Below are 14,205 nucleotides of genomic sequence, written 5' to 3'. Positions count from 1 at the left end.
CACAATAACAAGCAATTCTGAAGAAATTATGCAGACGCATCATAATCTGCACCATTTCTTCATGATTTTGCATTACACTTTAAGTAACGATTATAAATATGGAGGGCTCTCTATGATTGATATACTGCTCGTAGACGATGAACCGAGAATGCTTGAATTATTAACGCTTTATCTTACCCCAATTGGATATAACTGCGTATGTGCGACTTCAGGAGAAGAAGCTATTTTACATATAGAAAATCGAAACTTTAAATTTGTTTTACTCGATATTATGATGCCAAAGATGGACGGATGGGAAACGTGCAAAAAAATCCGATCTTTTAGTAACATTCCTATTATTATGGTTACAGCTCGTGATCAAACAGTAGATGTCGTTCAAGGATTAAAACTTGGAGCCGATGATTACGTAACGAAACCTTTCCATGAGGAGGAACTTTTCGCAAGAATTGAAGCTGTTTTAAGACGTACAAATGAACATAAACAAATCCAATATCACGGTATTGTATGGGATGAAACAAAACACTTCGTTTCTGTCCATAATGAAGAACTCCTTCTCACACCAATTGAATTTTCTTTACTCGGATTATTTTTACGCCATGTGAACTACGTATTAAACCGTGATCAGCTCATCGAACGAATTTGGGGGTTAAACACAAATACAGAAGATCGCACAGTCGATTCACATATTCGTAATTTACGTGATAAATTACGAAAAGTAAATTTCCCTATTGATCACCATTTAAAAACAGTTTATGGAGTCGGGTATCGGTGGATTGATACTTTAGATTAAGGAGCAAAACGATGAAGCGAATATCTATTCAACTCGGATTTTATTTTTTAATTGTTACACTTTTAATCGAAAGTGTTCTATTTGTCTTGCTTTATTATAGCCTTGTCAACAATAGAGTAAATGAAGAAATGACAGCTTTATTAAAGCGCGGAAATAGTCACAGAGATGTGCTTGAAAAGTATTTTGATAAGCAAACAATCTCCCATGTTGCACTAATGGAATCCGAAGCCGAAACGACTGTTGTTATTACAAATGCAAATAAGGATGTACTAGCTAAATCCAACGAAATAAATACTACTATAAAAAAGCATATTAAAAAGATGCAAACACGGACAGATCATGAAGGCGCAATTATAGAGAATCATTGGAAAACATCTAATTATATATGTACAGTTAGTCCCATTGTAGTAGATGGAAAACATGAAGGCTATGTGTACATGTTTCTTGGGACAGAATCCATTGAAGAGATGGTGAATGGGCTAACAAGACAATTCATTATTGCCGGCGTCATTACGTTTCTATTAACAGCCATCACTATCTTTCTCTTATCACGGTTGTTAACAAAACCATTGTTACACATGAAACATGCCACTGAAAAAATGAGTAAAGGCGATTTATCAGTTTCGTTAACGACTACTCGAAATGATGAAATTGGTGAACTAGCATCATCTATTCAAACGCTTGCTAATGATTTACATTATATGAAAACAGAGCGAAGTGAATTTCTAGCAAGTGTTGCTCACGAATTACGAACACCGTTAACATACGTAAGAGGTTACGCTGACATTGCTTTAAAAGAAAGCACACCCCCAGAGCAACGTTTGCGATATTTATCTATTATAAAAGATGAGTCTGATTACATTACAAACTTAGTTCAAGATTTATTTTCACTTGCACAAATGGAACAGCATAACTTTTCTATTCAAGTAAAGGAAGTGCATTTACACACCTTCCTTACTCGCATAGCTAAAAAAGTGAACGCCATATATAAAGAAAGATACATTAAAGTTTCTTTCTCTTGTCCTCCTACACTGCTAGTAAACTTAGATGAACAGCGATTTGAACAAGTGATAATAAACATTTTAAATAACGCTTATAGACATTCAAAAGAACATTCTCATATAAATATTTCTGTTACAAAAGAACATAAACGTATTTCCATTACAATTGAAGATGAAGGCGAAGGTATTCCGCCTGAAGACCTCCCTCACATTTTCGACCGTTTTTATCGAGTTGATAAAGCAAGATCACGAGCTACAGGTGGAACTGGTTTAGGACTATCTATCGTAAAAGAAATTGTAGAACTACACGGCGGGAATATTAGTGTAACGAGCGAAGTTAATCACGGGTCTTGCTTTATCATTTCATTAGCATCTATACAAAAACACGACTACCATCAGTAGTCGTGTTTCTTTATCATTTAACTTTATAATATAAATTTACAAATTGTCCAAAACGTTTCGTATCCGTTAAAGTTAAATTGATTTCCGGGTTCTTGTCTTGAAATAACGGAACTCCAGAACCTAATATATGCGGTGTAATCGTAACGATATATTCATCAATTAGATTATTCTTAAAGAACTCTCTTAGTAGACCCCCTCCACCGACCATCCATATTTTAGATCCTTCTTGCTCTTTCAACCTTTTTGTAAACTCCACTACATCTTCATTTACAAACTCCACGTGTTCGTTTGAACCTTTTTCTGAGTTAGAAAAAACATAACATTTTTTATCTAAATACGGGAATGGTTCTATATGCTCTACTACATAATCGTACGTTCTTTTTCCCATAATTATTGTATCAATCGTTTCGTACATTTCTGTATAACCGTTATCTCCCTCCCCTTCGGTTTCCATTAACCACTGTAAATCATCATCTTCTTTCGCAATATATCCATCTAAGCTCGCCGCAATAAATAAAACTATTTCACGTGACATATTTTTTCCTCCTTACATCTCATCTTGATAACATTATGCTGTAAACAATATACTAACAATAAAACACGACAATTTATGTCATGTTTAAAAAGAAAAAAGGTGATACATTTGTCAAAAGCTAAACGCTTATTAGATATTCTTATATTTGCTTCTGCGAAAAAAGCATTTACAGCGCAAGAAATAGCTGATGAATTTAATATTTCTGTTCGTACTGTCCATAGATACATTTTAGATTTAAGTGATATGGGATTACCCATTTACGCTGAACAAGGTCGCAACGGAGGATATAAAGTATTAACGAATAGAGTAATTCCACCTATTTTATTTACCGAAGAAGAAGCAGTCTCCATCTTTTTTGCCTTTCAATCTTTAAGCTACTACAGAGACTTGCCTTTTAACACAGAAATAAATTCCGTTACACATAAACTATATAGCTCCCTACAACATGATGCGAAAGCTAAAGTTGACAAAATACGTTCTTATATCGCCTTTTGGAATCCGAAAAGAACAATTGAGACACCACTTTTAAACGAAGTGTTAACAGCGGCTATTGAAAATAAAAATTTACACTTTCAATACGAATCTAAATCAAGGATCAAAACAAAACACGTTCATCCTATCGGTGTATATGCGCATGATGGTTTATGGTATTTACCTGCTTATGATTTTAATGTAGAAAAAACATTACTGTATCGCGTCGATCGTATTCTTTCTATATTATCAACGGAAGAAAATGAAGATACATTCATGAATTTAGAAGAGTGGTTTGCCTCTAACTCTCACGTAGTACATAATCCTACTCAGTTACATGTTTTACTGTCAACAGAAGGCGTACGCCAATGTAAAAGCGTGCCTTACCTTGAAGAATTCGTTGTAACAAACGAAAACGGGACAGGATATATACATTCAACAATTGATAAAGGAGAAATCAATTTTATTACCCCTTTATTTTATAGACTCGGAAAAGATGCAAAAGTTTTAGAACCGATAGAATTGATAGATGGTTTACGTATGCGTGCGAAAGAAGTTTTACATATGTATGGAGACGAAAAAAGCTGCTAAATATAAGCAGCTTTTTAATCTAGTTGTTTTTATTATGTTTACGATTGACGAATATCAAACCACCAACGATTTTTCGAATTCATATTTTCAGTGTCACCAATCCCTCTGTAATTGAAAGCATCCAAAAAGATTGAATCTAATTTATCTTCATCTACAAAATAACCTAAATTAACTTTTACCGTTTCTCCTGGTGTGATACTGCCAATATTGTAAAAGCTTTTTCCATCTCCATGAGGCTCTAAATAATCAACTTCGCCTGTCATAATATTTTTTTCTGCGATTCCATCTTTCCCAGCATACTGCCATGCATTTCCTTTATCTTCAAGAACTTTTATAGATGGAGTCATATAGATTTCTTCTGTCGCCTGTTTACCTATATTTTTCACTGTTGTTGTCAGGTAGACAAATTTAGGATGAATTAATTTTGATTCTACTAATTGATCAATTGAATCTTTACCATTTCCAATTTTATATTTATCCCTTCTATATGGTATCAATTGTCCAGCTTGATCCAAAGCTTGATTCCTGCTTAGTATTCCTAAGCCCATTTCATTAAAGTTCTCTTGTTTAAAATCTTTGATTGAATCAAAGGCTTCAACTTTTTCTATCACATATTCAATTTGACTGTTATCCATAGATATCGTTACTGGAACCTTTTGCCCTATATGAAATAGTCGTTTGCTATCCTTCTTCAAAGGAATTACCTTAGTTGTTTTACTTTCTTGGCTAAAATACTTTTTATCATAATCGCTTATATATGATGACTTTTCTTTTGACGTGGGCTCAAGTGAAATGCTCCCTAGCACATCTATCATTTGTTCTTCGTTTATATCATTTCCAATATAACTTTGTAACATAATTCCTTCTTCCTCAAAATAGAGAAAAATTACTCTATTAAACATTAAATCTTTATTACCATTTTCTCTATGGACAATTACTGCCTTCTTACCATTTATCTCTTTTTCTTCATAATTTTTCGAGTACAGGGTTGGAAAATCTAAATTCCCTCCTACTCTCCAAAGAACGAATGAAAATCCACCCTTTGCATAGTTATCTTTAAATGAATATTTCATAGCAGAGTCATCAATTGCTTCCATATTTTCTGGCAATTTACCAACCTTCAACTTATACCACTGATCACTCTTTTTCGAATCCTTATTTGTTAAGGAAACATTTACTTCATAATTTTGTTTTTGAACGATCATATTATAGACTTTCACTGCTCCAAAAACGGTTGTCGGCATGCCGATCAATAAGCAAGCAGCAGCGATTAACATACGATGTCTTTTACGCTTTTTCTGCGGTTGTCCATCTTTCAGCTTCATTTCCTCCAAAAACAATTTCTTTTTGCGCGTATATGTATGTGAAAATTCATGTTGTTCTTCAAGTTTATCAAAATCTTCTAAAGCAATTTTTTCAGCAAGTTCATATATTTCTTTGGAGTTCTTTGAATTCGTCATGTTGTATACCTCCTATCATATTTTGGACTCGTTTTCGAGCGCGTTCAAACTGCTTGCGGACATTTGCCTCCGTTATCCCCATAACACTTGAAATTTCTTGATACGTTAAGTTATAGAAGACTTTGTACTTAAACACCTGTCTGTTAGATTCATTTAACTCTTTTAGCAATGCATCAATTTGAAGCTCAGACATTTTACGTTTTTCCCACTCTTCAATATTTTCATCTACTGCCTCTACTGATTCTCTTTCATATTCTTCTAAAAATGTTTCATGTCGTTTATTTTTCCGGTAACTATCAATTGCCTTGTTTTTCGCGACCCTCAAAATGTAACGTTTAAGCTCTTGAGTAGCCAAGTTATGGAGCTTTTCCAAGTTCTTATAAAGAGTAATAAACGTCTCTTGAACTGCATCTTCTGCCTGCTGAATATTATTCAAAATAGAATAAGCTACGTAATAAATTTTTTGTTCGTACAACTCGTATAGCTCTTCCATCTTTTCATAATTGGTGTTTGTAACTTTCATATAATTCCTCCTCTCACTCTATATAACGAATGGGCGATATAATTTGTGACACTATAAAATCTATTTATATATAAAATTTAATAACAAAATAAACAAAAGCCCAATTTCTCTATTTTAACTGAGAAATTGGGCTTTTTAATATTAGAATTTTCTTGACTGTTTCCCTAGGAATATCCCTCTTACGCCTTTTCAGTAAGCAGCATATGCTCTATCGCTTCTTTTAACAAATTCTTTGCCTCTTCCAAGTTATGATTCTTCTTTTCCTCTGGTTGCACCGTATAAAACTCAGCAAATGAGCGCTCTTTATATCTTGGTACGACATGCATGTGATAATGTGTTAACTCGTTAAATACTCCACCATTTTGACAAACTGTAACTCCGTCAGGTTTATATACTATCTTAATCGCTTTTGCAATAAGCTTAGAAGCATCCATAATGGATTTTGCTACAACGTCATCTAATTCGTCTACTTCTACAACATGCTGCTTTGGCACAATTAAAGTATGTCCTGGGTAGAAAGGCGCATGATCTAAAAAGCAAGTTACATAATCATCTTCATATACTTTATATATTTTTTCCTCTTCGTTTGCTAATTTACAACCTAAACAGTCCACTACACTTTCCCCTCTTTCTAAAAACATAAAAACGTGAGAATACGGCTCTCACGTTTTTATGTTTCACTTTATTAGCTCAATTGTTTCCGTAACCTTTATACTATCTTTTACAGATTGAACAATCGTACAATTTTTCACTGCAAGCTGCAGCGCCTTGTCCAGCTGCTCTTCTGTAATGTTTTCTGCTTTAATTTTATAGTGCAAATGAACACTTTCAACTGGCTTCGATAAAGCTTCACTTCTACCAATTTCAGTTTCGATTGTAAACGTATCATATGTAATACGTTTCTTTTCTAAAATCGTTCGAAAGACAATTGCACTACACCCTGCGATAGAAGAAACGAGTAATTGTAACGGTGAATACCCGTTTTCTTTTCCAATCGCTAATTGATCATACGATAAATCTGCTTCTATATCATCGTGTTTGATTGTTAGTTTCATTTGTTTTTTCCATCTCCACTTTCATCGGTTTCTGCCGTTTCTTACTAATATAATAATATATATAGCAGAAAATGATAAATGGAATACCACAGTATAACGCCATTCTTTGTTCAGGAATAAATGCTAAACTAATAACAACGATACTATTTGTAATTAAAGCTAAAATTGGAACAATTGGGTATAGTGGTGTTCTATACTTTAAGTCCTCTAACTTTCCTCCGCCTTTTATATACTGACTTCTAAAGCGAAGTTGCGATAGAGCAATAATGATCCAACTTGAAACAGCTGATAAACCAGCTATAGATAATAAGTACATGTATACTGTATCTTCTGCAAGGAAACTTGTGAATAAAGAAAGACCTGCTACCGCAATCGTTACGACTAGCGCTGTAATTGGAATACCACGCTTATTTACTTTCTGGAAGGAAGTTGGTGCCATTCCCTCATTTGCAAGTGACCATAGTATACGTGTCGCTGCATATAATCCAGAGTTCGCTACAGATAATAACGCAGTAATAATAACGAAGTTCATAATATCAGCTGCGTATGGAATACCAATTTTATCAAATACGACTACGAATGGACTTTCAATTACGCCTGCTTCTTTCCAAGAAATTAATCCTACTAAAATTGTCATCGTTAAAATGAAGAATAACATAATGCGCCATACTGTATTACGGATCGCACGTGGAATTGTTTTTTCTGGATTTTCACTTTCTCCCGCTGCAATTCCGATTAACTCTGTTCCTTGGAATGAGAAGTTAACTGTAATCATTGTAAGTAGTACGGCAGCTAGTCCATTCGGGAAAAGTCCACCATCGCTTACAAAGTTAGAGAAAAGAGGTGCTGCTTCTTTTCCGTCATATGATATAAATCCTAATAATGCACTACCACCAAGAACGACAAATGCAAGGATTGTAATTACTTTAATACTAGAAAACCAAAATTCTAATTCAGCATAACTTTTTGCCGAAATTGCGTTTGAAGCATATAAAATAACACCGAATACAAGGCACCATACCCAAACATCAACATTTGGAAACCATCTTTTCATCATTAAACCTATTGACGTTAATTCTAGACCCACTGTTACTGCCCAGCCAAGCCAGTATAACCAGCCAATCATAAAGCCCGTTCCTGGTCCAATAAACTTCGTTGCATACTTTTGGAAAGATCCTGAAACCGGCATCGCTACCGTTAACTCTCCAAGACAAAGCATTGTTAAATACATAATAAATCCGCCTACTAAATATGAAAGGATGGCTCCCCCTGGTCCAGCCTGATTAATAGTGTAACCTGAACCTAAGAAAAAACCAGTTCCGATTACACCACCAAGTGCGATCATAAATAAATGTCTACTCTTCATCGTGCGATGTAATTTCTCATTCGTTGGTTGCTGCATCTAAATCCTCCCCCTACCAATACCCCTATATCTTGTTAAAATTTTCTGATAATAAAAATATACACGAAAGCGATTACATTTTCTATATAAAATTAAAACTTTTCTGATAAAATAATATAAAAAATCTAATTATTGCAAGATTTAGATTCTATTTAGAGGAAAATAAGGAGAAACAAGGAAAAAACCCTTACATATATTGTAAGAGTCAACGAAGTTCTAATCTTCTCGATAAAATTGATAAACTATAATTTACGATAAAGTACATACAAGCTACTAATATAAATGTTGGAATCATGTAATTCACATTTTGCCCGCTAATAATTTGAGCATTATGCATAAGCTCAGGGAGTGATATAACAACCGCTAGCGACGTATCCTTCAGCAATGAAATAAATTGACTGACAAGCGGCGGAACCATTCTCCTTAATGCTTGTGGCAAAATAATATGCCAAAGCGCTTGCACATAAGTTAATCCCGAAGATCGTGCGGCTTCAACCTGCCCTTTTTCAATAGACAATAAACCACTTCTAACAATTTCAGATATCATTGCTGCCTCAAATATTGTTAAAGCAACAATTGCAGCTGTTATAATTTCTAATTTCAAGCCTGCTTCTGGAAGTGCAAAATACGTGAAAAATATAATTAACAGTAGTGGTAAGTTTCGAATCAGTTCAACTATAACTCCTAATACTTGTGAGACGACAGGTATTTTCGTGTAGCGCAATATACCGATTACACTTCCAATAATAAAACTAAGTACAATTGCTATGAGCGCTACCTCTAATGTTATAAGTAACCCTTTTAATAAAAATAGAATATGATCTCCTGTAATTGCTCCCTTGAAATCCATTTACACCGCCTCCTTTGCCAAGCGTTTTTCTAAATAACGCACTAGCATACTGAGCGGAATTGTTAATATTAAATAAAACATCCCGACAAATATATAAACATCAAACGTAACAAACGTCTTCGTTGAAATTAAATCTCCTTGATACATTAAATCAGCACCAGCAATGATTCCAAGTATTGAAGAGTTTTTAACTAAATTGAGAAACTGGTTTCCTAAAGGGGGAATTACAATTTTCACAGCTTGGGGTAAGACAACATAATACATCGCCTGCACATACGTTAGCCCTGAAGAGCGGGCAGCTTCCATTTGCCCTTTCGCAACTGATAAAATACCAGCGCGAATTACTTCCGCAATAAAAGCTGCCGTATATACCGTAAGCGTAACTGTTCCTGCTACAAAACCATTTAAAGTAATTCCTATTACAGGTAAAGCAAAATAGAATATAAATGCAATTAATACGAGTGGAATATTTCTTACAAACTCCACAAAAGCTGATCCTATCCAATTTAAAATACGAATAGGTGCAATACGCATTACTGCCAAAATTACTCCTAAAATAAAACTGCCTATCAATGCAATTACACTAGACATAACTGTATATTTAAATCCTTCTAAATACATATCAATGTTATTCGTTAATATAGAAAAATCAGGCACATATTCTCCCCTCTTTCTTTACAAGAAGAGGATGAGTACTCTCATCCTCTCACTTTTACTATCTACTTTTCTGGTTTTTGTCCAATCCACTTCTCATATAATTTGTCATACTCCCCGCTTGCTTTCATGTCTTTAATTAAAGTATTAATCTCTTTCGTTAAATCATCTGCCCCTTTTTGCACTGCAATTCCGTATGGTTCATCTGTAAAAATTTTTCCTACTACTTCATAATTAGAATCTTGTTTTGCCATTCCGTAAAGGATCGCATTATCTGTCGTCAACACATCACCTTTACCTGCCTTTAACGCTGTAAATGCCTCACTATAATTTTCAAACTCTAATACAGTCGCTTCTGGTGACTTTTGACGAATGTTATTTGTAGATGTTGATCCTTTTACAGCTAATACTTTAACGCCTTGTTTTATATCATCAACGCTCTTAATATTGCTTCCTTTTTTCACAAGTAACGATTGTCCTGCTTTAAAATATACATCTGAAAAATCCACTTCTTTTTTGCGTTCTTCCGTAATTGTCATTGTTGCAATAATTGCATCAATATCACCATTTTTCAGCATTGGAATACGTGTTTTAGACGTTACTTCTTTCAGCTCTAGCTTCTTTTCATCTCCAAGAATCTTTTTCGCAAGTGCCTTCGCGACATCAACATCGAATCCTTCTACCTGCCCTGTTGAAGGATTTTTTAATCCAAATAAATTCGTATCATTCTTTACCCCGACTACTAATTTCCCTCGTTTCTTAATTTGTTCAACAGCCCTGCCTTGCTTCGTATTTGTTTCCTTCGCCTCATCTTTTTTACTTCCACACCCAGCAACGACAAGTACGAATAAACACGAGAATATGATTAACATAAACAACTTTTTCATTTTAAGCATAAAACTCCTCCTTTAATGGTTTAACACTCGGCTTAAAAATAGACGCGCTCTTTCTTGTTCAGGACTCGCAAAGAATTGCGCCGGTGTTGTATCCTCAATGATTTTGCCATCATCCATAAATAAAATCCGATCCGCTACTTCTCGCGCAAATCCCATCTCATGCGTGACAACAACCATTGTCATCCCTTCTTTAGCCAGTGCTTTCATAACATCAAGTACCTCTCCAATCATCTCTGGATCAAGAGCAGACGTAGGCTCATCGAATAGCATAATTTCCGGCTGCATTGCAAGTCCTCTAGCAATTGCCACCCGTTGCTGTTGTCCTCCGGATAATTGATGTGGATATACGTTAGCCTTCTCTGGAATTCCTACTTTCTCTAAATAAAACATTGCTGTTTTCTCTGCTTCTTCTTTGGAAACTTTATTTACTTTAATCGGTGCTAATGTAATATTTTGAAGAACCGTTTTATGTGGATATAAATAAAAATGTTGAAAGACCATCCCAATATTTCGCCGCAATTCATTCATGTCCGTTTTTTTATTGTGTACCTCTGTATTTTGTACAATTAATTCTCCATCTGTAATTGGCTCTAATTGATTTATACACCGAAGCAACGTACTTTTTCCTGATCCTGAAGGCCCGACAACTACTACCACTTCGCCTTTTTTCACTTGCACATTAATATTTTTCAAAACTTGAAAGTTACCATAATATTTATTTACATTACGAAATTCTATCAACATACTCCCCCTTCCCCTAACAATGCATGTACATTCTTTTTATATTCAAAAATAGTCCCAAAAATAACTTTTAGCTTCAATTTGTCCATAAAAAAAAGCAAAGAGTTTCCCCTTTGCTTCTTCATTTCTATTCTGTTAAGATACTTCTTCTTTCTTATCTTTCCCGTATTCATGCTCCCAAAAATCAGCATTTTTAATTCCTAATGGCTGCGGATCGAATACTGGATCTTTTCCTTCTTTTTTCTGTTTTTCATAATCCTTTAATGCGACTAATGCAGGTTTTTGTAATAGTAAAATCGCAATGATATTTACCCATGCCATAATTCCTACACCGATATCACCTAAAGCCCACGCCGTTGCTGCTGTTTTAATACAGCCGTAGAATACAGCTCCTAAAAAAACAAATTTTAGTACCATAGACAACCAAGGACGATCTTTATCTCGATTTAAGTACGCAATATTCGTTTCTGCAATGTAGTAATACGCCATAATTGTTGTAAACGCGAAGAATAATAACGAGATTGCAACGAAACCGTTTCCAAATCCAGGGAAAACAGATTCTACCGCCGCCTGTGTATATCCTGGTCCTGGCTGAGCACCATTTAATTTATTAACGATAAAGTTTTTTCCGCTTGCATCAAATACGTTATACATGCCTGTAATAATCATCATAAATGCTGTTGCTGAACAAACAAATAATGTATCAATGTAAACGGAAAATGCTTGCACTAAACCTTGCTTAGCTGGATGTGATACTTCAGCTGCTGCTGCTGCATGTGGTCCAGTTCCTTGCCCTGCTTCATTGGAATAAATACCACGTTTTACTCCCCAAGAAATTGCTAAACCGATAATACCACCGAAAGCAGCTTCTAATGCAAATGCACTTCTTATAATTAACATAAATGCTTCTGGCAATTTTTCAATATTCATAGCAACAATGACGCAAGCTACTAAAATATAGCCTATTGCCATAAACGGTACGACAACTTGCGCTACGTTAACAATTCGCTTCACTCCACCGAAAATAATAAGAGCTAATACGACAACTAATATAGCCCCTGATACGGTAGTATTAATACCAAAAGCCGTTTCTAAACTTACAGCAATACTATTTGCTTGTACACCCGGTAATAAAAGTCCTGTTGCAAGAATTGTTGCTGCAACGAACACTAAAGCATACCATTTAACTCCTAAACCTTTTTCGATGTAATAAGCAGGACCACCTCGGAACTGTCCTTGATGTTTCGTCTTATATATTTGCGCTAATGTCGATTCTACATAAGCAGAACCTGCTCCTAAGAAGGCTACTGCCCACATCCAAAATACAGCCCCTGGTCCACCAAATGCAACCGCTGTTGCTACCCCAGCGATATTCCCTGTCCCAACGCGCCCTGATAAAGAAAGTGCTAACGCCTGAAATGAAGAAACACCAGCCTCTGATTTTTCTCCTTGAAATGTCAGCTTCACCATTTCTCCTACGTGTCTTACTTGTAAAAACTTTGTTCGAATGGAAAAATATAAACCTACTCCTAAACATAAATAAACAAGTGCTGGACTCCAAACAATATTATTTAACCAATTTACGAAAGTTTCCAACATTCCCCCTCCTTCTTTATAAAGAATATTCAGAATATATATAAAATTATAAGTGCATACCGAATCTAGGACAATATTATTTTAATAAAACAAACATATTTTTGTATAAAAAAACAAAGTATACATTTATTTTGTATACTTTGTTTTGAACAAAATGTATTATATATTCACAATTGCTTCTTCGCTTATAATTCTTTCATATAACTCTTCAGATAATTTTTGGAAGTTATCTGGCATATCTTTCCCCTTAAACTTCTTTTGGAGTGTACCGTATAGACCTATGTCACGTAAACGTAAAAATAGTGGTAACGATTCATACCAACTATCCGCCAGCCTGTGCTCATACTCATATCCTTTTCGTAACACTTGTAACTGTTTACGAGCAAAATCTGTTTTCTCTTCTGCTGTCCACGGTGTAAATAGAACAGAGTAGTATAGAACCATCGCTAAATCATGTATAAAGTAATTATAAGCCGCATCATCAAAATCAAAGATTGTTAGCTCTTTACCATCATAATGAAAATTACCTGGATGAATATCACCGTGCATAAGACCGAACGTTTCTCTTTCAACTGGAAGAGCCTTAATTTCATCCATTAATACCGCTGCAATCTTTTTCACTTGATCATCTTCTAATTCATTAATAATCCCACTTTCGTCTTCTTCCCACGTATCACGATGATTCGTTTTAGGATAGTTCATTGTTAGGCGATGCAGTTGTCCAATCGCTTTTCCCCATGCTTCAAAATAAGCATCTCCCCAATAAGGTGATCCTTCCCCTTTTACTTGCTCGCCTTTTGCATATGTAAATAAAGACGCGAAAAAGAACGTTCCATCCTCTGCTACGATTTCTTCTACGAGATTTCGAGACGTTGAATCAAGAGGTCCTGCTACCTTTGCCCCATTCTCTGCAACATATCGTAAAAAATCTAGTTCAGCCTCTACCTCTTGTTTAGAGCGATGAGAAGAATGTGTTAAACGTAATACGTAATCTTCATCATTATCACCCTTTGCCTTAAAAATATAATTTTCAAAATCTCCAAGTGGCTTTTCTTCTACTGTTACATGAAATTCCCTTGCCGCTCTTGCTAAAATTTCCTTTGTAAAAACACGTTCTACAGCTATTTCCATATATATCCCTCCTATATATCTTCTTAATTCGACACAAACGTGAGAAGTACTGCTATGAAATTGAATAATGCACAAAAGACAATGTAACGTAACTTTCAATTCTCTTC

At 35.0% G+C, this 14,205-nt stretch carries 14 protein-coding genes and 1 pseudogene; 3 read left to right on the top strand and 12 right to left on the bottom strand.

Going from position 1 to position 14,205, the window contains the following annotated elements:
- Positions 1-112: 112 nt before the first annotated feature.
- Positions 113-790, top strand: coding sequence for a response regulator transcription factor (locus ACTFRH_RS23715; RefSeq protein WP_000565479.1), 678 nt, complete (start codon positions 113-115; stop codon positions 788-790).
- Positions 791-801: 11 nt separating this feature from the next.
- Entirely contained in the window at positions 802-2,193 is a 1,392-nt protein-coding gene (locus ACTFRH_RS23710) for a sensor histidine kinase (RefSeq protein WP_000822564.1), read from the top strand.
- 13 nt (positions 2,194-2,206) lie between these two features.
- Here ACTFRH_RS23710 and ACTFRH_RS23705 read toward each other — a convergent pair whose 3' ends face one another.
- Entirely contained in the window at positions 2,207-2,728 is a 522-nt protein-coding gene (locus ACTFRH_RS23705; protein WP_000085765.1) for a dihydrofolate reductase family protein, read from the bottom strand.
- Positions 2,729-2,803: 75 nt separating this feature from the next.
- Between ACTFRH_RS23705 and ACTFRH_RS23700 the strand changes: the two genes are divergently transcribed.
- Positions 2,804-3,790 carry a helix-turn-helix transcriptional regulator gene (locus ACTFRH_RS23700; RefSeq protein ID WP_003299997.1) on the top strand — a complete coding sequence of 329 codons (987 nt, stop codon included), beginning with the start codon at positions 2,804-2,806 and terminating at the stop codon, positions 3,788-3,790.
- A gap of 38 nt (positions 3,791-3,828) precedes the next feature.
- On the opposite strand, the gene ACTFRH_RS23695 is transcribed toward ACTFRH_RS23700, so the two are convergent.
- From ACTFRH_RS23695 to ACTFRH_RS23645, 11 genes and pseudogenes are all read right to left on the bottom strand, one after another.
- Positions 3,829-5,250, bottom strand: a complete 1,422-nt coding sequence (locus tag ACTFRH_RS23695) for a DUF4367 domain-containing protein (protein ID WP_000185140.1) — start codon at positions 5,248-5,250, stop codon at positions 3,829-3,831.
- The gene (locus ACTFRH_RS23690) at positions 5,216-5,773 is read right to left on the bottom strand and encodes an RNA polymerase sigma factor (protein ID WP_000869302.1); all 558 of its coding nucleotides are present in this window, start codon (positions 5,771-5,773) and stop codon (positions 5,216-5,218) included. Before ACTFRH_RS23690 ends, ACTFRH_RS23695 begins: the two co-directional genes overlap by 35 nt.
- Before the next feature lie 179 nt (positions 5,774-5,952).
- Positions 5,953-6,387, bottom strand: a complete 435-nt coding sequence (locus ACTFRH_RS23685) for an HIT family protein (protein ID WP_000340516.1) — start codon at positions 6,385-6,387, stop codon at positions 5,953-5,955.
- Between the two features lie 63 nt (positions 6,388-6,450).
- Complete coding sequence (locus ACTFRH_RS23680; RefSeq protein WP_000778819.1) at positions 6,451-6,828, bottom strand: OsmC family protein; 378 nt, start codon at positions 6,826-6,828, stop codon at positions 6,451-6,453.
- Complete coding sequence (locus ACTFRH_RS23675; RefSeq protein WP_001187097.1) at positions 6,803-8,230, bottom strand: amino acid permease; 1,428 nt, start codon at positions 8,228-8,230, stop codon at positions 6,803-6,805. The genes ACTFRH_RS23680 and ACTFRH_RS23675 overlap by 26 nt, the downstream gene beginning before the upstream one ends.
- 205 nt (positions 8,231-8,435) lie before the next feature.
- The gene (locus tag ACTFRH_RS23670; protein WP_000345957.1) at positions 8,436-9,080 is read right to left on the bottom strand and encodes an amino acid ABC transporter permease; all 645 of its coding nucleotides are present in this window, start codon (positions 9,078-9,080) and stop codon (positions 8,436-8,438) included.
- Positions 9,081-9,737: an amino acid ABC transporter permease gene (locus ACTFRH_RS23665; RefSeq protein ID WP_001112667.1), complete on the bottom strand. Its 657-nt coding sequence runs from the start codon at positions 9,735-9,737 to the stop codon at positions 9,081-9,083.
- Between the two features lie 62 nt (positions 9,738-9,799).
- The gene (gene glnH, locus ACTFRH_RS23660; RefSeq protein ID WP_000916458.1) at positions 9,800-10,630 is read right to left on the bottom strand and encodes a glutamine ABC transporter substrate-binding protein GlnH; all 831 of its coding nucleotides are present in this window, start codon (positions 10,628-10,630) and stop codon (positions 9,800-9,802) included.
- A 12-nt stretch (positions 10,631-10,642) separates the two neighbouring features.
- Positions 10,643-11,562, bottom strand: a pseudogene (locus ACTFRH_RS23655) (amino acid ABC transporter ATP-binding protein).
- Complete coding sequence (locus tag ACTFRH_RS23650) at positions 11,507-12,967, bottom strand: alanine/glycine:cation symporter family protein (RefSeq protein WP_000447398.1); 1,461 nt, start codon at positions 12,965-12,967, stop codon at positions 11,507-11,509. The pseudogene ACTFRH_RS23655 and the gene ACTFRH_RS23650 overlap by 56 nt, the downstream one beginning before the upstream one ends.
- A 159-nt stretch (positions 12,968-13,126) precedes the next feature.
- The gene (locus ACTFRH_RS23645) at positions 13,127-14,098 is read right to left on the bottom strand and encodes a phosphotransferase enzyme family protein (RefSeq protein WP_000401633.1); all 972 of its coding nucleotides are present in this window, start codon (positions 14,096-14,098) and stop codon (positions 13,127-13,129) included.
- Positions 14,099-14,205 lie beyond the last annotated feature (107 nt).

Source organism: Bacillus cereus group sp. MYBK216-1, from assembly GCF_051916495.1.
GTDB classification, from domain to species: Bacteria; Bacillota; Bacilli; order Bacillales; family Bacillaceae_G; genus Bacillus_A; species Bacillus_A thuringiensis_K.
The sequence above is the reverse complement of the archived record's forward strand: the minus strand, read 5'-3'. Positions and strand labels throughout refer to the sequence as shown.

Coding starts and splice junctions, on each gene's coding strand:
- ACTFRH_RS23715 (WP_000565479.1), top strand. CDS start 113: ATGATTGATATACTGCTCGTAGACGATGAACCGAGAATGCTTGAATTA.
- ACTFRH_RS23710 (WP_000822564.1), top strand. CDS start 802: ATGAAGCGAATATCTATTCAACTCGGATTTTATTTTTTAATTGTTACA.
- ACTFRH_RS23705 (WP_000085765.1), bottom strand. CDS start 2,728: ATGTCACGTGAAATAGTTTTATTTATTGCGGCGAGCTTAGATGGATAT.
- ACTFRH_RS23700 (WP_003299997.1), top strand. CDS start 2,804: ATGTCATGTTTAAAAAGAAAAAAGGTGATACATTTGTCAAAAGCTAAA.
- ACTFRH_RS23695 (WP_000185140.1), bottom strand. CDS start 5,250: ATGACGAATTCAAAGAACTCCAAAGAAATATATGAACTTGCTGAAAAA.
- ACTFRH_RS23690 (WP_000869302.1), bottom strand. CDS start 5,773: ATGAAAGTTACAAACACCAATTATGAAAAGATGGAAGAGCTATACGAG.
- ACTFRH_RS23680 (WP_000778819.1), bottom strand. CDS start 6,828: ATGAAACTAACAATCAAACACGATGATATAGAAGCAGATTTATCGTAT.
- ACTFRH_RS23675 (WP_001187097.1), bottom strand. CDS start 8,230: ATGCAGCAACCAACGAATGAGAAATTACATCGCACGATGAAGAGTAGA.
- ACTFRH_RS23670 (WP_000345957.1), bottom strand. CDS start 9,080: ATGGATTTCAAGGGAGCAATTACAGGAGATCATATTCTATTTTTATTA.
- glnH (WP_000916458.1), bottom strand. CDS start 10,630: ATGCTTAAAATGAAAAAGTTGTTTATGTTAATCATATTCTCGTGTTTA.
- ACTFRH_RS23645 (WP_000401633.1), bottom strand. CDS start 14,098: ATGGAAATAGCTGTAGAACGTGTTTTTACAAAGGAAATTTTAGCAAGA.